The organism is Lentzea roselyniae, assembly GCF_039537795.1.
Taxonomy (GTDB): Bacteria; Actinomycetota; Actinomycetes; order Mycobacteriales; family Pseudonocardiaceae; genus Lentzea; species Lentzea atacamensis.
In genome coordinates this window covers 1-17,620 of the sequence record NZ_BAABBE010000031.1, presented here as the reverse complement: position 1 = coordinate 17,620, position 17,620 = coordinate 1, and the positions used below count along the sequence as shown (strand labels likewise).

Below are 17,620 nucleotides of genomic sequence, written 5' to 3'. Positions count from 1 at the left end.
GCCCCCTAGTTGGTCTTCTTCGTCGGAAGGTGCCGACCGATGTAGCCGACGTAAACCTTGCTGGACTTCGCCGTGTCGTCGTGGTAATGCAACCTGGGGCTGATCATCCCGCTGGTCGCGATCTTGAAGTGCGCCCCCATGAACACCTTGCTCCCGTCGCCGGTGGGTAGCTCCCGCGCGGCACGGAACTTCGGATTGTTCCGAACATCTTCACTCTCATCCCGAGCATGCCGTTGTCTCGAATAGCTCCGGTATCCTGCGGGGGTGTTCCCGAGGTAACCGTCGACGTCGCGATCACACTTCCCCGCAGCCTTCGCCTGGACGTAGTCGTCGAGCACGGCGAACACATCCCAGATCTTCCCGCCCACACACCATTGCGGTCCTGCGCGTCGAGCTCCCGCACATGCGCCGGATCGCCGGTGAACACCACTCCGGCGAACTGGCCGATACCGTCGAGCAAGCTCTCGTAGTCGACTGGGCGGGTGAGAGCGATGTCGATCTCGGGCTCGGACCAAGCCTCGGCCGCGCGACCGCTCTGTTCGAGCAGCCTGCGGAGATAATCCATCCTCGCCTCTGCACGAGCCCGTTCCTCGTCCGCGACGAGCTGGTCCAGCTGCGTACTCAAGTTGAGTACGCAGCTGGTCCCGTTCCTCCAATGCCTTGCCGAGCCGCTCTTCGCGGTCGCGGAGACGTGCCGTGATCGCGGCCTGGTTGTCGGCGCGCTGCTGCTGTTCCGCCAGTGCGAACTTGGTCAGCTCACGCACGTTCTCCGCGGTGATTTCCGTCCAGCCCAGCGCATCCTGCAGCACTGTGATCGCGGCACGGAGATCGTCTGTGACCGTGGGAAGCTCGGCTACCACCGGCTGCCGGGGAACGGGAAGCACGGGCTCCGTCAGGGGCGCGACCAGGTTCTCGTCGATGAGTCGCTCAAAAGCGTGATCGACCTTCAGCACGGATTTCGGCAGTGGAGTCTCCAGCACGGCTTCGCGTGCCCGGCGACCGAGCATCCTCGCGAGGTACTTGGCCGAGTCGTGGACAATCCGGTCGGTACCGAGTACGCGATGGCGCTCGGCATCCACCGGATCATCCGCTTCCACTCCCGGCCGGAAGGTCCGCAACGTCCACGGAGCGACCGAGTGCAAGTCACCGACCGCGTTGTTGAACTTGCGGGTCGCTTCTGGATCGAGCACATAAGCGGCCGCCATGCCGACCGTGTCCTTCAGCAGCTTCTGGACGTAGCCGTGCCAGTTCCGTACATCGAGCCGCTCATCTGATCCGGCGACAAACAGCAGGCCCCGGCGGTCTGGGTCCCACACCGACTCCACGACACCTCGGACGTCATCGGGGCCGATCTTGGTCGGGCCGAAGCCGAGCCGGCTCTCCCGATCACGTCCCTCCAGCACCTCCAACAGGCTGCGCGCGACGCGGGGTGGAGAGGCGTACTGGTCCTGCGGCGACTCGATGTCGAGCCACAGCCACGGGCTCCGCTTCTCCAGCTGGGGCACGTGCACGGTCAGCTGGGTTACCCACGCTCCGCCAGGCTTGTTTTCGACCAACCGGGCACGGAACGACTTGGATCCATCAGGTGGCGCCAGCTCAAGCAGTTGCCCCTGGCCTCCACCTCCGAGGTCGACGAGCGAACCGAGTTCCAACGCGTCCGCGTTGTAGTTTTTCGACTTCAACCAGGCATGCCACTGCTCGTGGGCAAGCTTTTGTACGTATCTGCGGTCTCCACCTAACTCCGTGAACAACCGGTATCCGAGCATCAGTCCTCCTTGGCGGCAGGGGAGAACGAAGGCGTCTGGTCAGGCGACGTCGCGCCGCAGCGCGGCGAACGCGTGCTTACGAGCGATCCTGGTGAGCTCGGACTTGAACACGTCGTCGTCCGAGAACCGTTGCAGGACCTTGGTGTTGTTCTCGATCCTCTCGATGAGCTTGTCCTCGAACACCTCGTCGAAGGCGTGCCCGAAGTCGTCCTCGTTGTTGTTCGCGAACGCGGCGGCCTTGACCCTCGGCTCCTCCATCGCAGCTCGCACCGAGCTGCCGATTAGGTCGTCCGCGCCCAGGTTGATGCCGAACTTCTCGTTGAGGCCGGCGATCAGCTCGGTGAGCGAGATCTGCTCCGGGTCGTTGCGTACGCCGGCGCCGTCACCGGTGAAGCCCGGCAGGACTTGTTCACCTTCGGAGACCAGGCTGACATCCTGTTCGCCGGTCTTGGCGATGCGGAGGTGGGTGAGGTCCACCAGACCGAGGTCGACGCCGGGGTTCTCCCGCCGCGGCAGCCGGTTCAGCAGGTGCCGCCCGTACAGATAGAGCCGTTCAAGCTCCGGATCGTGGTACGGAACTACTTGAGAGAGGAAGCCGTACTTGCGCACGAAGCCCAGGAGCGCGGCGCGGAACTCCTCAGCCCGCTTGGGGTCATCGGTCATCAACTGTGTGAACCGGTCCCTGGCTGGGTCGGTGAAGCGGTAAAGCTCGCTGTGCGCCCGTTGCCACTGTGCATCGTTCCTGCTGCGCTGCTCGGCTTCCAGATAGGCGTTCGCGAACGAGTCCATCTCGGACTCGACGAGCAACACGAAGCTCATGACCTCGCCTTGCAACCGATACAGCAGGTTCGGGTCGGTGGACTCGGCCGCCGTGCTGTCGTAGAACGGCTTGAACGCCTTCTGGATGTCCTCGGCCTCGTTGGCCAGGTCGAGGACGAACAGGTCCTCCTGGCTCTTCAGCGGGTGGGTGCGGTTGAGCCGCGACAACGTCTGGACGGCGGCGACGCTGTGCAGCTTCTTGTCCACGTACATGGTGGTGAGCAGCGGCTGGTCGAAGCCGGTCTGGTACTTGTCCGCGACGACGAGGATGCGGTACTCGGGTTTCGGGTTCACCCGCGCGTGCGGATCATCGGCCTGCGTGTACGCGAACGCCTCGGGCAACGCCGCCTCGGAGATCTTGTTGATGACCGGCTCGGTGACCTTGTCCTCAGGGTTGTTGTCGACGAGCAGCTCTCCGGAGAACGCCACCAGCAGCCCGCAGTTGTCGTACTCCATCGTGTTCACATAGGACACGAGCTTCCGATACAGCTTCACGGCGTGCTCGCGGCTCCGGGTGACGACCATCGCCTTGGCCCGTCCACCGAGCCGGTCCGCCACGCGCTGGCGGAAGTGCTCGATGATGATCTCAGCACGCTGTTCGAGGCTCGTGGGGCCGAGCACGGCGAACCGGGCGAGCTGCGCGCTCGCCTTGCGTTCGTCGACCTCGCGGTCTTCGGGGTTGGCGTTGGCGAGCCGCCAGTAGGTCTTGTAGGTGACGTAGTTGCGCAACACGTCGAGGATGAAGCCTTCCTCGATCGCCTGGTGCATCGAGTAGACGTGGAACGGTCGGAGCTTGTCGCCTGGCGTGCCGAACAACTCGAGCGTCTTGGCCTTGGGTGTGGCAGTGAAGGCGAAGTAGGACAGCGTCTCGTGGCGACCGCGGGCCAACGCCGAAGCAGTGAGCAGGTCGCCGTCCTCGTCGACGTCGTCGCTGCCGAGCCGCAGCAACACCTTCTTGAGCGCGGCCGACGACTCGCCGGACTGGGAAGAGTGCGCCTCGTCGACGACGACCGCGAACTTCTTGCCACGTAGCCCGCTCACCTTGTCCAGCACGAACGGGAACGTCTGCAAGGTGACAATGAGGATCTTGGTCGTCTCACCGGAGAGCGCCTCGGACACCTGGTCCGACTTGGAGCCCTCCCCCTTGGAGCCGATCTTGCGGACCACTCCGGCCCGGTGCTCGAACTGGTAGATCGTGTCCTGCAGCTGCCGATCGAGCACCGACCGGTCGGTGATGACGATGACCTTGTCGAACACCGGCTCGTTGGCGTCGCTGTGCAGGCTGGACAACCTGTGCGCCAGCCAGGCGATGGTGTTCGACTTGCCGGACCCCGCGGAGTGCTGCACGAGGTAGTTGTGACCCGAACCGTACTTCGCGGCGTGCTCGGTGAGCTTGCGCACGACATGCCACTGGTGAAACCGCGGGAAGATCATCGGCAGCTCGTGCGGACTCTTCCTGCTGCCCGTGTTCTCAATATGCAGGAACCGCCGGATGAGATCGAGCCAGGAGTCCCGCTGCCACACCTGCTCCCACAGATACGAGGTGCGATAACCCTTCTTCGCCTCCGGGTTACCCGCGCCGCCGTCGACGCCCGGACCGTTGGAGCCGGTGTTGAACGGCAGGAACCGCGTCTTCTCCCCCGCGAGCCTTGTGGTGATGAACACCAGGTCCGGATCGACCGCGAAGTGGACCAGCGTTCTCCTCGCGAACAGCAGTTCTTTCGGATCGCGGTCCTGCCGGTACTGCGCCTTGGCGTGCTCGACGTTCTGACCGGTGAGCGGGTTCTTCAGCTCGGCCGTCGCCACCGGAATGCCGTTGACGAACAGCACCAGGTCGAGCGACTTGTTCGGCGCCGTGGTCGAGTAGTGCAACTGGCGGATGAAGGAAAGAAGATTGCGGTCGTACTGGACGAGCGCGTCGTCCGCGAGGGTGTGGGCGGGACGGAAGTAGGCGAGGCGGATGAGGACGCCTCGATCCCGCACGCCGTGCCGGAGGACATCCAACGCGCCTCGCGTCTCGATCTCTTTCGCGAGGTAGCGGTAGAATTTCACCTGGGTCGCGTCCTGGTCACCACCCTCGAACGCGATCAGCTTGTCCCACTGCTCCGGCTGGGTACGGCCGATGAAGGCGAGCAGAGCGGAAGTGTCCAGGGCCAGCTCACGGTTGTAGTCGTACCGGCTCTTCTCGACCCAGCCAGGCTTGAGGGCCTCCCCGATCGCATCCTCGAACGCGATCTCCTTGTGCACGCTCATCCACGCCCCTCATCGTCCAACGCGATCTTGTTGGTTCGTCGGTATCGAACGAATGGACTCTTCGCGGCTTCTTCGGTTGCCTCGATCAGGCCTTCCTTGCGCAGGATGCGCAACCACCGAGTCACCGTCGGCCCGGTAAGCCCGGTTCGCTCGACGAGTTCCCCACGCGACAGCTCGCCCTCGTTCAGCGCGTTGAGCAGCTGAATACGGCGATCAGATCGGACTCCGGCCGGCGGCGGCGCAACCGCTTCCGGCGTGCGATGCAGCCCAGGTGCCAATTGGTAGCGCGTCCACCTGTGGCTGCCCGTCTGCACCACGAGTTCTCTGGCCACCAAATCCCGGAGTTCGGCCCGAGCCACCTGGGAGTCGAGGCCGGTGGCGGCGCGGTAGGTCTGGTTGTCCAATAGTCCCCCATCCCGCAGTTTCGCGAGCGCGAGGCATTGGTTGTCCGACAGGCCATGCTCACCCAGCGAGTTGATCCACGCCACCACGTCGTCACTCAGCAAGGTGTGGTTCGGGAACATCACCCTGAAGTAGCTGATCCGGTCGGTGAACTCCGGAGCGCTCATGCGCGCGTCACGCAGCGCCTTGACCATCGTTCGGATACCGGAACCACGGTTCTCGCACACTGTCCTGGTACTACCGGGAACCGGGACGTCCTCAAGTATCTGCAGCAGGACGGCGTTACGCGCCGCCGACACCGCCTCATCGCCCAACTGATCAACGGTCACCGGCCCGTGCAAGCCACCGGGGTTGCGCACCAACAGACGGTCGGGATACATCTCGACCTGCACCTGAGCTCCGCGGGAAGCACCGGACAGGTCGCGATGCACCAGCGCGTTCACGATCGCTTCGCGCAGTGCTGGTTCCGGGTACTCCCAGATGTCCTGCCGTCCGACACCGACGACGACGGCACGACGACTCATATTGCGACGCAACACAACCATGGCGTCACGCACGATGATCGGGATGGGACCGTCAAGCGCCACGTTGTCGATGAAACGCTCTCCAGAAACCAGTTCGGCGCCATCGATGGTCGGGTAGTGCACGAACGTGAGATTCAGCTGGGGGAAGTGTTCCTGCGGGTAGGTTCCCAGCGCGAGCAGGCCACCCAGTGAGGTTACGAACTCGCCGGATGGCCCTTCGACCAGAATCCTCGCGCGCCGCAACGCCGCCGTCTCGTCCAGGTCTCCGAAGGCGTAGGGCCTGCTGACCCGCAGTCGCGCGAGAAACTCCGCGACAAGCGTCGGCTCGAGATCACGGATGCTGGTTCCAGGAACCGGTTCCAGGTCCTCACGCGGCTGACCTCGTTTCGTCAGCAGCATCTGCACTTCATAGGTGCTCAGCCTGCGATCCCCGTCGCCAACTCGAACGTAACTGCCCTGCGTGATCCCAGCTCCCCGGTAGAAACAGGGCTTGACCGCTGGGTCCAGCTCGGCGATCTCCGCGACCACGAGACTCACGCCTTCGAACTGATGCACGCTGATCAGCGGACGAAGCGGCGGCTCCATGTCGGTCGAGCACCAGGAGGCAAGATCGGCCGCCATCTTCGGGGCGTCGCGCACACCGGTAGCGGTGAAGCCGGTGGCCTCGTCGAGGCCGAGGATCAACACTCCGCCCCTGGTGTTCGCGAAGGCGGACAACGACTCGCGGATGGAAGCCGGCAGTTTCTGCTCAGCCTTCTTCGCCTCGACGTCAGCGACGTCCGTGCCCAGGACTCGCAGGTTGTCGACGATCTCGGCCAGCTCGCTGTCCAGCACTGCCCCACCTCCAGCATAGTAACTGGCATAGTAGCTGGGCTGCCCAGTTACTATGCCAGTTACTATGCCGCTCGTCATGGCTGCTCGAAGAAGTCTTCGTCAACACGTTTGAGAACGAACGTGCTCTCGTCCTGTGCACCTACGTTGTGCAGGATCATCAACTCTGCAAGCCTGCGCCCGTCGATCAGCACGATGCGGTTCGGGATGCGCTCGACATAGGACCTGGCGTCAGCGCTGAACCGGCTTGTCGTGATGAAGACACCGCGATCCGCCTGCTGGCCGTGCAACGCACCGACGAAAGCCTGAATGTCCGGCCGCCCCACCGGATGGTCGGCCGCGTACCGCTTCGCTTGCACGTACACGCGATCGAGCCCCAGCACGTCCTGCCGGACGACACCGTCGATACCGCCGTCGCCCGATCCACCCCAGTGCTCGGCCGCGCCCGCGCGACCGCCGTACCCCATCGCCGTGAGGAGCTTCAGCACGAGCCGTTCCAGGAAGGCAGGCGGTTGATCGAGCACGCGCTGCAACACTTCGGCACCGAGCGCCTCGTTGCTCGCCCGTACCGCGTCCGCGATGGCTTCCAACGGCGTCTCGGCGGACTCGGTCGGCCCGGAACCGTTCGAGCTGGTCGCCTTCTCCCTGGACCGACCGAGGAAGTCCCGGTACTCCTCGAACTGGCTGAGCACCTTGCCGTCGACCCGCTTCGGGTTCTCGGCGAGCAGTGCGCGGCCGCGGTCGTTGATCTGTACGTGCCCACGTTGAGGGCGGGTCAGCACGCCGGCTTGGACCAGATGCGTGATCGCCCACTGCACGCGGTCGTTGATCCGCGTCTTCCCGCTCGGGAAGATGTCCGCGCGGTCTTCGTCGGTCAGCCCGAGTTCGGCCGCGGCAGGAGCTTCCACATCCCGCCAGTGCCGCATCTGGCCGTCGGACATCACGCGCAATACCGGAACCATGAACGTCTGGAACTCAGGGACAGCCATCTAAACCTCAATCCCCCGCGCCGTCGACACGTCGATCTGCCCCGTGACCGCCGCTGTAATCAACGCTTGGCGGCGCTCACCGAGAAGCTTCATGCGCGCCGCCAGGTGCGCCCTCTCCACCCCGATGCGCTCAGTGTAACGGTCGATATCCGCAAGCAGGCAGTCTTGCCCGGCCAGATCCGGAGCTGGAACACGGAAGCTTCGAACCAGTTCTTGACTAATATTCGGCTGCCCACCTCCCGAGGCCAAGCTCATAATTTCCGAGCGATGTGCCACAAACCAATGAAATAGGTATTTCACGCGCATGCCTGTAGGTCGATAAAGAACACAACAAGCCTGGTTTACACACGCATCCGAATCAAGCACTCCCACTCTTCCAACAGTGGCACCATACATGGCCACAATTAGCGCTTCCGGCCTGTAAACCTTGAGAGCCGAGTGAACCCTAAGCGCCTCCGTCGTAACAGTACGGCCGGTACGAAAAATGACCGAGTCGCGAAGGTCCGCAGTATTGACCCAGCCATAGGGGCCGTCAAAGTAGGCAGGATTGTCCGACCTTGGCGTAGTTCCGCTCCCAGTTGCAAAAATCCTACTCAACTTATGCAGTGTCCACCCGGAGGCCATCTTCGGCATCCACGGCACACCCGTGGAAGACAGTTCAGTCGTACCGCCAGAGGTTGTCATCACCCGCAAGAACTCGAGGAGCTTCGCGTCAAGCAATGCGAACTGACGACCAGTGGCAGCAACAAGTGAATCGACAGCCTTCGTAGCACCATCAACAAAGTCAGCGATACGGCGCTGCTCGTCAAGTGACGGAAGAGGTATCCTCAGCTGCTCAATATCAGGCATATATATCGTCTTATGAGTGGACCCCGCCGCAACCCTCTTTAGGTCAGAAGCCATCGCCCGCAAGGCGTGCAGCAAGTAGCGACGATCAAGTCGCGGTCCACACGTCCAGGTCGCGAAGTCCTGAGTGGTCGCCATGTCCGCACCCAAGATCGCAGAGAAGCCTACAGAGGCGGTACGGGACAGAATCACTGTTCCCGCCGGGTATTTTACTGCGGAGGAGTTAGCCAGCCCGAGCTGGCTGATCTTCTCCTTTGTGTCCTTGATGACATCGACTGTTCCGTCTCGCAATTGCCACACATCGGCCAATGTGACCCATGGAACCGTGCAGTTCTCCCAATATTCAGGCACATTCCGGCTCGGTGTGTGCCCGGTGCCCAGCTTGGCCACATAGCGAATCGGAACCGTTGGCCACCTCGACGTGCTGAGCCAGGGCGCAATCGAAGCGCTCGTCACTTGGTCACCTCAGACAAGAGGCGCTGGATCTCCGACTCCAACTGCTTCAGCTCGGCATCGATCTCCGCCAGCGGACGCGGCGGCGTGTAGACGTAGAAGTGCCGCGTGAACGGGATCTCATATCCGATCTTGGTCTTGGAGTAGTCCACCCAGGCGTCAGGCACGTGCGGCAGCACCTCCCGCTTCATGTACGAGTCGATGTCCTCCCGCAGCGGCACGTTCTCGTTGTCCCGCAGATCAGGGTCGGGCAACGGATTGCCCTTGGCGTCCACCTGAAGCTCGCCCTCGGGGTCACTCACCGACACCACGGCCCAGACCGCCTTGCTCACTCCGGCAGGCAGCTTGCCGAGCCCGGCCAATGCGTCCGACAACTGCCCGGTGAACTCGGCCTTCCGGAAGGAGGGCTCCACACCCACCAACGCCTGCAACCCGGCCAGCAGCTTGTCCCGCGCCTCGTACTTCGCCAGCGCTTTGGCATGTTCCAGTTCGGCGAGGGTGTCTGCGGTGACCTCGAACCGCAGCCGCAACGGCCGCTCAACCGTGATCCGCTGATACCCGAAGTCCGAGTTCTCGAAGACCTTCACCTTGGCGTGCAACGAGTGCGACGGGTCAGCAGCCGCGACGAGAGCCTCACCGTACAGCTGGGACAGCTCGGCGATCTTGTCGTCCGGGATGTACTTCCGCTTGTCCCCCAACGACTTGCGCATCTTCGCCCAGTGCTCGCGCGCGTCCAGCAGGATGACCTTGCCCTCGTGCGCGGGGGCCTTGCGGTTGGTCAGGATCCAGAAGTACGTCGAGATGCCCGTGTTGTAGAAGAGCTGGTCGGGCAGCGCGACGACGGCCTCCAGCCAGTCGTTCTCCAGGATCCACCTGCGGATCTTCGACTCCCCTGAGTCGGCCGCGCCGGTGAAGAGCGGCGAGCCGTTGAAGACGATCGCGAGCCGGCCACCGCCCTCGTCGGGCCGCTTCATGTGATGGATCATGTGCTGAAGGAACAGCAGCGAGCCGTCGTTGATGCGCGGCAAGCCCGCGCCGAAACGACCGGCGTAGCCGAGCTCGTGCTCCTTCTCGACGTCCTCCTTGACCTTCTTCCACTCCACGCCGAACGGCGGGTTGGCGAGCAGGTAGTGGAAGCGCGTGCCGAAGTGCCGGTCGTGGCTGAACGAGTTGCCGAGCCTGATGTTGTCGGCGTCCTCGCCCTTGATCAGCATGTCGGACTTGCAGATGGCGTAGGACTCGGCGTTGAGCTCCTGGCCGAACACCTTCACCGTGGCGTCCGGGTTGTGGTCCAGGATGAACTCCTCGGCCGCGGTGAGCATGCCGCCCGTGCCGCACGCCGGGTCCAGCACCGTCTTCACCACGCCGGGGGTCGTCAGGTCCGCGGTGTCCGGCGCCAGCAGCAGGTTCACCATCAGCTTGATGACCTCGCGCGGAGTGAAGTGCTCACCGGCCGTCTCGTTGGAGATTTCCGAGAACTTCCGGATCAGCTCCTCGAAGATGTAGCCCATCTGATGGTTGTCGACAACCGACGGGCTCAGGTCGATCTCGGCGAACTTGGCCGCGACCTTGTAGATGAGGCCGGCGTTGTCGAGTCGGGTGAGCTGCGTGCCGAACTCGTAGCAGTTGAAGATCTCCTGCGCGTTTGCGGAGAACTTGCTCAGATAGAAGCTGAGGTTCTTGGCGACGTTGTCCTGGTCGCGCACGCACGCCTGGAAGTCCAACTTGCTGGTGTTGTAGAAGCTGAGCTTGGACCCGGACGCACGCCGAAGTAGCGTGTCCGGGTTCTGGATTCCCTGCTGCTCTAGCTCAGCCGCGCGCTCCAGCACGGCGTCGCGCGTCGGCGACAGCACGCAGTCCAGGCGCCGCAGCACGGTGAACGGCAGGATGACCTTGCCGTACTCGGACTGCTTGTAGTCCCCGCGCAACAGGTCGGCCACCGACCAGATGAAGCCCGCGAGTTCCTGGTGCTTGCTGCTCACCGATGTCCCTTCGATTCGTCTTGCACCGAGTCTTCTTGTCGTGTCGCTCTTCGTCCGGCAGGCGTTGCATGCTCACCCGATCGGATCAATGGAGCCCACAACCAGGCCATCCATCATGGCCTGCACAAGATCACCACTGAGCATCGCGGTCCGCCTCATCGCGTCCTCGAACTGGTCGAGTCTGCGGAACGCGGCACCATAGCGTCGTTGCTCCGCGAGCGAGAGGCGCGGAACCTCGACCTTCCGCACGTCCAAGCGGGGAACCGCAGTACCGGACACCCAGTGGCTCGCCGAGCCGCGCAGGAACCCTGCCAGAAACCACGGATCGACGCGCTCCAGGTCCGCCCTGAGCAGTTGGAGGTGCGGACCGAGCACAGCACCGGCCTCAGTGATCACCCGCACGGCGACTCGACGTGGCGCCACCGCCACGACGACGTCGCCGACTTGCAGTTGAACGTCCTGCCCCAGGCCGTCAGCGACAGTCGTCCCCGAAGGGCCGGTTCCTCCTAGCACGTCCTTGGCAAGCAACATCAGCACCTCACGACCCTGGCGTGTGGGTGTGCGAACCGACGCCTGCCGAACCGTGACCGCACCCGATCTCACGAACTCACCGATCGAGGTCGTCGCCCCATGAGCACCGGGCCCTTCCACTACTTCGGGAATCAGGTCGGTGAGGCCCGACAGCAAGGTGGCGAGAGAGTCTCTCGTGCGTGCGAGATCCGTCGCGTCGGCCAGGTGAACGACCGATCTGACGCGTCTCACCGGTGTCAGATCGACCTCGTCGTCCAGCAAGTCTGCTGTCGCGACCACCCGGCTGATCTCCGTCGGCTCCTCGTTCCCGTCACGCAGGAAACCGAGCACGACCGGAAGTACCCGTTCACGGACCACAGCCAGTTCGGCGGGCATGTCCGCGACATCGACGAAGAGGACGCTGCGGTCTGGATCGACCGGCCGCCGCAACACCCAGATGGACAACGAGATCCCGTGCGGAGGCGCGATCCCGGCGGGCAGCCCCACCACGGCGCGGATGGCCCCGCGCCGCACCAGTTCGGCCCGCACCTTCCGCCCCGCTCGCCGCGAGGTGACGGCAGGCGGCATGAGCGCGACCACCGAGCCGCCCGGACGCACATGCGCGAGGCAGTGCTGAATCCAGGCAAGTTCCGGCTCCGATCGTGGTGGAAGCCCGTACTCCCACCGTGAGTCGTAGGCGAGTTCGTCATGCCCCCAGTCGCGAACCCCGAAGGGCGGGTTGCACACGACGGCGTCAGCGAGGAAATCGGCGAACGCGTCCTGACGTAGCGAATCACCCGGCCTGACTTCGACCTCGTCGCCGACGAAGGAAGCGCGGACGGCGGCGAGTGCGACGAGCGAGGAGTCGATCTCTTGGCCGAACACGCGGTCAGCTCGGGCCGCGGCTTCACTGAGCAGCGTGCCCGTCCCACACGCGGGGTCGAGGACGGACGAAACCCGAATCGGCAGCAGGTCGACCATCAACCTAGCAAGTTCCTTCGGTGTCGCAGCGACCTGCCGCCCGTGGGTCTCCGCGAAACGATCACTCAACTGAGCGAAGGCAGATTCCGCACCCCCCTCGGCCACCAGCGCGCCGAGTGTGCGCAGCAGGGGGATGTGCCGTTCTTCCAGCCGCGTGGGCAGGAACCGGGCGAAGTCCGGGCTGCTCTCGGCGACGGCCGTCAGCAAGGTCGAAGCAAGGCGACGGTCGGATGGCTCTGCGAGCACGGCGTCGCCGTTTCTCCTGAGGTAGTGCAGGAATACACCGACCGCCGCCACCAACTCGGACATCCGGTGGTCTCCGCGCCATGCGTCCAGTTGACGCCAGATGCGTTCACGTAGCGGAATCTCTTGCAGCTTGCCCTGGTCCCGAAGCCAGCGTTCCACGTCCACCAGCCGGAACGATGGACTTGTGTCCGTTCCCCCGACCGGACTCGGGAAGTCCTCGTGCCGCCGCCGCCAGTTGCTGACCGCGGCACGCCCCACGCCGGCCAGGCGTGCGATCTCCGCCGCCGTGACCTCGATGTCTTCTGCCATGTCACCTCCTCCGAGACCGTGAACATACACTATCACCATACAGGGTCGTTGACACTGTTTTCAGCAGTATGCTTCCCTTGATTGCGTTCACGCACCCGTGCACTCAGCCAGGAGGTCCGACCGTGCCCGACTCGCCAAGCCTGCCGACGACCGTCTTCCAACTCGTCCCAGGGCATCTGATGACCGACTACGTCAGTCGTCCGCACTCTCCGTCGTCGTTCGAGGTCCGCCTCATCGACGCCGACGACGGAAGGGGGAACCTCGACCTGCGGGGCCGGATCACCCAGACGACGATCCCGAGCGGCGGCGACGTGCGCGACTTCGCCTTCGACCGTGACGCGTCGGCCGATGTGGTTGAGCGGCTGGTTATCCGCGACCGTGAGGTCGCGTGGGAGGCCGGGCGGTGGACTTCACGCGAACGTGGATCAATGGTCGACAACCTCGACGAACTCACCAGGGCCGACCTCACGAACTACGTCACCGAGGCCGTGCGCGTCGGTGCCCACGCGCTGAGCGTGACCGGCCAGCCTCAGGAGGACCAGGCATTGGAGCGGATGCTCAAGTACGTCGGCGAGAAGACGGCCGACTCAACGGCCAGGGCAGCCGAACTCACCGAACGGGCCGTTCCGGAAGCAACCGGCGCAGTGCCGAAGGCGGCTCACGATGCCAAGATCGCGATCACCGAGGCGGGCACGCGCAACCGCAAGGAGTTCATGACGGCCGTGGCAGCGGCCAAACAGGACATGAACGCCGAGCTGCGCCGAGGGGATGCTTGATGTCGACAGCAAGTGCAGAACGTGATGCCGTCGTCAAGGCCCTGCGCCTGGCCGACCTGAAGCCGTACCTCTCGATCACCGTCCTGGAGTGCTCTGACAAAGACGCGGACAGGGCGTTTTCGATCTTGCAGGCCTTCCTGCGGGAGCTTTCGGACAAGCCGGGCCACGCCATCGCGGTGCACACGACGGGCGAACTCGCGATCGAGGACTTCCGGACAGAGGAAACCGAAGAGGTCGACCTGCTACGAGCCTTCGGCTTCGATGGCTTCTACGGGGTGACGCGTGAACGTCGGCACCGTGCACCTTGGGCGACCAAGGACACGCCGGTGGTCGACGTCACGAACGACCTGACGATCGCCCTGCGCCGGGGCCGTCTCATCGCGGTGTCCACGGAGAACACTCGCGCCTTGCTGAAGTGGGTGAGGGGCGGCTCCAGCCCTTACCGGCTCGTGCCCGCGAGCGTCATGTCCGCCACGTTCGACGGAGACGGCAAGACGCTGTGGCTCCGAGGGGTACACCGCCGGCGGGTGACCAAGGCAGACAGCAAGACGCTCAACGGCCTGCAACTCCAGCACGCCATCGACCCACACGACGACTCCACGTTCGCGATGAGCGCGATGAAGATCAACCTTGATCCGGAGGAGGCGTCGGCGATGCTGCGCGGCGACCTGTGCGTTGCACCGGAACGCTCGCACCTCTCGTTCAAGGCGATGTCATCGTTCGGCATGTTCCTTGCTGCCACTTCGGAAGCCCTTGTCCTGCTGGGCAAAACACTGGCCAGCGAGGCTCCTCTGCGCAACCCCTTCCCTGGACTGGCGGTACCGGAAAACGATCTCAGCACCGTCTTCGGCGCGTTCGACATCAGGGTGACCGATCCTGATGAGATGCGTGGTGAGCCGGACTTCGATGAAACTCAGGCCGACCGCGCCGAGCTGGTGCGCAGCGCGATCCTCGACGTGCACGGGGACCTGGGCTCGCCGAGCTTCCTTCTGGGTGTTGGCCTCGACGGCGCAGTCGCGGGGCAGCTGAAGGTGACCCCCGTGAGCGTGCGCGACGGCTACATGCTCGACATCGGTATCGAGGGTTCGCCGATCGACGAGGTGGTCACCCGAAGGATCCGCCGTGCCATCGGTAACGGTGATCTTCTCAACGTGTACTACGAATCCGGTCACGCGTTCAACGGGCAACAGATCTGCCGGCAGAACCCGGTGAGCACACCGTTCCCGAACCTGGACTTCGCCGACTTCACCGGGTTCGACATCACCAGGGAGAAGCCGAATGTGCGTGGTGACCAGGCCATCCATGACGCAATCGCGCAGGTCGGCGACGATTCGTTGTTCTGCTGGGTCGTCCGGAACTTCGGGCATGACTGGCTGATCTGCGACGACGGCGCCGGCGAGGTCGCGGACTTCCTGCACCTCGCCGACGACGGGACTCTCACCGCGATCCACGTCAAGGCGGCGCAGTCCAGTTCCGTGAACAGGAACATCGCTGTGGTGGCGTACTCGGAAGTGGTCGCTCAAGCTGTGAAGAACATCCGGTCGTTGGACACGGACTCGTTGATCGCACGGTTGAGCAGGCCCCGCATCAGCCGCGCGGCTTGTTGGCACGCGGGTAAGCGCATCGGTGACCGCTCAGAATTCATCGCCCGGCTCGGCATGCGGACGGCAAGGGACAGGACGCAGGTCATGATCGTGCAACCGCACGTGCGGCGGGACGTGCACAACAACGCCCGTACCGCAGCTCAGCGGGGAGAACTTGACCGGAACTCCCGCAGCATGGTGCTGCTGGACAATCTCCTGGACAGCGCTCGGCGGACCGTGAGGGGGTTGCACGACGACCTCATCGTCATCGGTTCCGCCTGACCCATGTTCACTCGCTCAGAGTGCGGTGATCAGTGCCGGGTTCATCGTCCGATCAACGAACTGGCCGCTGGATCTCACGATCACGGGCATATCTGTGAGATCCAGTGCGCGACTGCTGACCAACTCGGCAAACAGAGCTGTTACGTGACAGTGCCGCGGCGGACCGACCTGAAGTGCCTGGAAGCACTTGGTGGGTTGCCGAACCGCTGCCAGGCGCGTGCGCTGTCCACGCAGAACCGGGCCTGACATTCCGGGGTGGGAATGCCTCGCAGGTCGATCCGGCGGGGGTGGTCGAGGGCGGTGCCCGCGTCACCGAGGGCAGTATGCAGGCCGATTTGATAGATGGCCACGTTGGTGGATCAACTTGTGGGACCACGGACGCCGACCACCTTGACGGTCACGGTGAACATCGTCTTGGTGGCCCTTTCGGTGAAAGGTGTTCACGTGACACCAGAGACACGCCACCCATGCCCGCCGTAGTCGGTTATCCGCTCCGTCGTGTCCTGTGGCTGAGCATCATTGCCCAGGATGCGCTCGCAGTGAGGATTCGTCCTTGCTGTCGAGCAGGGCCACCTACTGGTCGACCTACAGCCGAAGCGACGCAGGGTCGACGACCGCCGCCCCGCCTCGTCGCTCGGATGCAACGCCACCGTGGTCAGCTCCAGCAACGCGGAATCAGCCATGGTGCTCGGTTGGAACCAGGACCGCACACACGCGAAACGTGGCTCAGCCGCTGGTCACCCTGGTTGTACAGCAGCGAAGATCTTTCTCGTGACCTCGCGTGCACTTTCGCGGCACTGCTCGCTCCGCGCGTCGTTGTCCTTCTTTCCCGAGCTGTAGGTGAACATCATCACCGCGTTCTCGTCGAGAACTTCCAGTTTGCAGCCGACACCCACTCCACGATCGGGCCAGCGGGCTTCTGAGCCGAGGTTGATCTTGGTTTCCTTCTCGGTGCCTGACGACGAGGGCGCGCCGAAGGCGGTCTTCGCAAGTTCGGCTCCGGAGTGGAATCCGACGGAGTCCTCCTCGTTGCCGAACGCCTGGGCCTGGAAAGTGATGTACGGTCCGGTGCCTGTCGAGGTCGTGAACTCGCAGGTGCTCACGAATCTCGTCGCGGACTTGGAGACCTGGGGCGCCAACGGCAGTGGTAGGTCAGGCACCTTCTGCTGGATTTCGACGCAAGTCGTGAAGGCGTCCAAGCTGTACTTGAGCGTCGGCCGAGGTGCGCTGCTCGAGGTGGACGTCGGGTACTGCTGAACGGTGGGGACGCTGCAGCCGCCGACCAGCACCATCGCGGCCGTGGCCAACACGACAACCGGCCGGTCAAGTGTGCAGTGGGGTTTCGTATTCATGACCACTTCTTTTGGTGGGTAGGACTTCAGCCGGCGACTGCCTGCTGCCACTGCTGACCGGGAAGCTTGAGGTCGGTCATCATGCTCTTGATGTCCCGCACCTTGCTGAGCGCCTCCGCGAACCGCTTGGCGATGCCCACCAGGTTGTCCAGCGCCTGGGTGACGAGATTGCCGATGGCGCCGGCGAGGTCCTTGACCGCAAACGGGATTCCGATGACCGTCGCCCCCTCGATCGCTGCGGTGACGAGTGCGCCGAGGAACCCCGTCGCCATCTTGGACAGCTCGGTCATGTACTCGATGTTGTGCTTTGCGATGTCCATCAGCCACTTGCTCACGCCATCTGCCCTGGTTGCGACCGCGGCGATCGCCTCGTTCTGCGCCGCGGCCCGCGCCTTGTACGCGCTGGCCGCGGGCCCCTCCCACAGATCGGCCAAGAACGTCGTCGTCGCCTGCTGGCCGAGGCCGTTCACCGGAGCCTGGACGTCATCGAGCCACTTGAAAGACTGCACGATGAGCGATACGACGGGAAAGTGGTGTTCCACTGCGGTCCTGATCAGCTGGAACAGCTTCTCGAGGCCATCGCGGATCTTGAGGTGATCTCAACAGCGGAGATTCCAGCACTGAAGGCCTGAGGATGTTCGGGGGAACGCTCGTGCAGGCGCTCTGACGTGCCGCGGGGCCTGGGAGTAGAAGGACGGGGAGCTCCTGATAGGACT

The 17,620-nt window shown here is 63.9% G+C and carries 11 protein-coding genes; 2 read left to right on the top strand and 9 right to left on the bottom strand.

The features are described 5' to 3' along the window. Positions 1-5 precede the first annotated feature (5 nt). The 7 genes from ABFX45_RS37310 to ABFX45_RS37280 form a co-directional block, all read right to left on the bottom strand. Positions 6-1,766 (bottom strand): hypothetical protein, encoded by a 1,761-nt coding sequence (locus ABFX45_RS37310; RefSeq protein WP_346135295.1) that lies wholly within the window; start codon positions 1,764-1,766, stop codon positions 6-8. A gap of 39 nt (positions 1,767-1,805) precedes the next feature. Further along, positions 1,806-4,838, bottom strand: a complete 3,033-nt coding sequence (locus ABFX45_RS37305; RefSeq protein ID WP_346135293.1) for a type I restriction endonuclease subunit R — start codon at positions 4,836-4,838, stop codon at positions 1,806-1,808. Beyond that, positions 4,835-6,598, bottom strand: coding sequence for an ATP-binding protein (locus ABFX45_RS37300; protein WP_346135291.1), 1,764 nt, complete (start codon positions 6,596-6,598; stop codon positions 4,835-4,837). The genes ABFX45_RS37305 and ABFX45_RS37300 overlap by 4 nt, the downstream gene beginning before the upstream one ends. 74 nt (positions 6,599-6,672) lie before the next feature. Next, positions 6,673-7,584, bottom strand: coding sequence for a restriction endonuclease (locus ABFX45_RS37295; protein WP_346135289.1), 912 nt, complete (start codon positions 7,582-7,584; stop codon positions 6,673-6,675). After that, positions 7,585-8,886: a restriction endonuclease subunit S gene (locus tag ABFX45_RS37290; RefSeq protein ID WP_346135287.1), complete on the bottom strand. Its 1,302-nt coding sequence runs from the start codon at positions 8,884-8,886 to the stop codon at positions 7,585-7,587. Then, entirely contained in the window at positions 8,883-10,865 is a 1,983-nt protein-coding gene (locus ABFX45_RS37285) for a type I restriction-modification system subunit M (RefSeq protein ID WP_346135285.1), read from the bottom strand. Before ABFX45_RS37285 ends, ABFX45_RS37290 begins: the two co-directional genes overlap by 4 nt. Before the next feature lie 72 nt (positions 10,866-10,937). Continuing rightward, entirely contained in the window at positions 10,938-12,911 is a 1,974-nt protein-coding gene (locus ABFX45_RS37280) for an N-6 DNA methylase (protein ID WP_346135283.1), read from the bottom strand. Positions 12,912-13,033: 122 nt separating this feature from the next. On the opposite strand from ABFX45_RS37280, the gene ABFX45_RS37275 reads away from it, so the two are divergent. Together ABFX45_RS37275 and ABFX45_RS37270 are read left to right on the top strand one after the other, a co-directional pair. Next, the gene (locus ABFX45_RS37275) at positions 13,034-13,687 is read left to right on the top strand and encodes a hypothetical protein (protein WP_346135281.1); all 654 of its coding nucleotides are present in this window, start codon (positions 13,034-13,036) and stop codon (positions 13,685-13,687) included. After that, positions 13,687-15,552, top strand: a complete 1,866-nt coding sequence (locus tag ABFX45_RS37270; RefSeq protein WP_346135279.1) for a hypothetical protein — start codon at positions 13,687-13,689, stop codon at positions 15,550-15,552. Before ABFX45_RS37275 ends, ABFX45_RS37270 begins: the two co-directional genes overlap by 1 nt. Before the next feature lie 737 nt (positions 15,553-16,289). Here the strand turns inward: ABFX45_RS37270 and ABFX45_RS37265 are convergent. Both ABFX45_RS37265 and ABFX45_RS37260 read right to left on the bottom strand, forming a co-directional pair. Continuing rightward, the gene (locus tag ABFX45_RS37265) at positions 16,290-16,955 is read right to left on the bottom strand and encodes a hypothetical protein (RefSeq protein ID WP_346135277.1); all 666 of its coding nucleotides are present in this window, start codon (positions 16,953-16,955) and stop codon (positions 16,290-16,292) included. Further along, positions 16,931-17,413: a hypothetical protein gene (locus ABFX45_RS37260; protein ID WP_346135275.1), complete on the bottom strand. Its 483-nt coding sequence runs from the start codon at positions 17,411-17,413 to the stop codon at positions 16,931-16,933. Before ABFX45_RS37260 ends, ABFX45_RS37265 begins: the two co-directional genes overlap by 25 nt. Positions 17,414-17,620 lie beyond the last annotated feature (207 nt).

Excerpts from the sequence above, each read along its gene's own strand:
- ABFX45_RS37295 (WP_346135289.1), bottom strand. The coding sequence starts at position 7,584 with ATGGCTGTCCCTGAGTTCCAGACGTTCATGGTTCCGGTATTGCGCGTG.
- ABFX45_RS37305 (WP_346135293.1), bottom strand. The coding sequence starts at position 4,838 with ATGAGCGTGCACAAGGAGATCGCGTTCGAGGATGCGATCGGGGAGGCC.
- ABFX45_RS37310 (WP_346135295.1), bottom strand. The coding sequence starts at position 1,766 with ATGCTCGGATACCGGTTGTTCACGGAGTTAGGTGGAGACCGCAGATAC.
- ABFX45_RS37270 (WP_346135279.1), top strand. The coding sequence starts at position 13,687 with ATGTCGACAGCAAGTGCAGAACGTGATGCCGTCGTCAAGGCCCTGCGC.
- ABFX45_RS37280 (WP_346135283.1), bottom strand. The coding sequence starts at position 12,911 with ATGGCAGAAGACATCGAGGTCACGGCGGCGGAGATCGCACGCCTGGCC.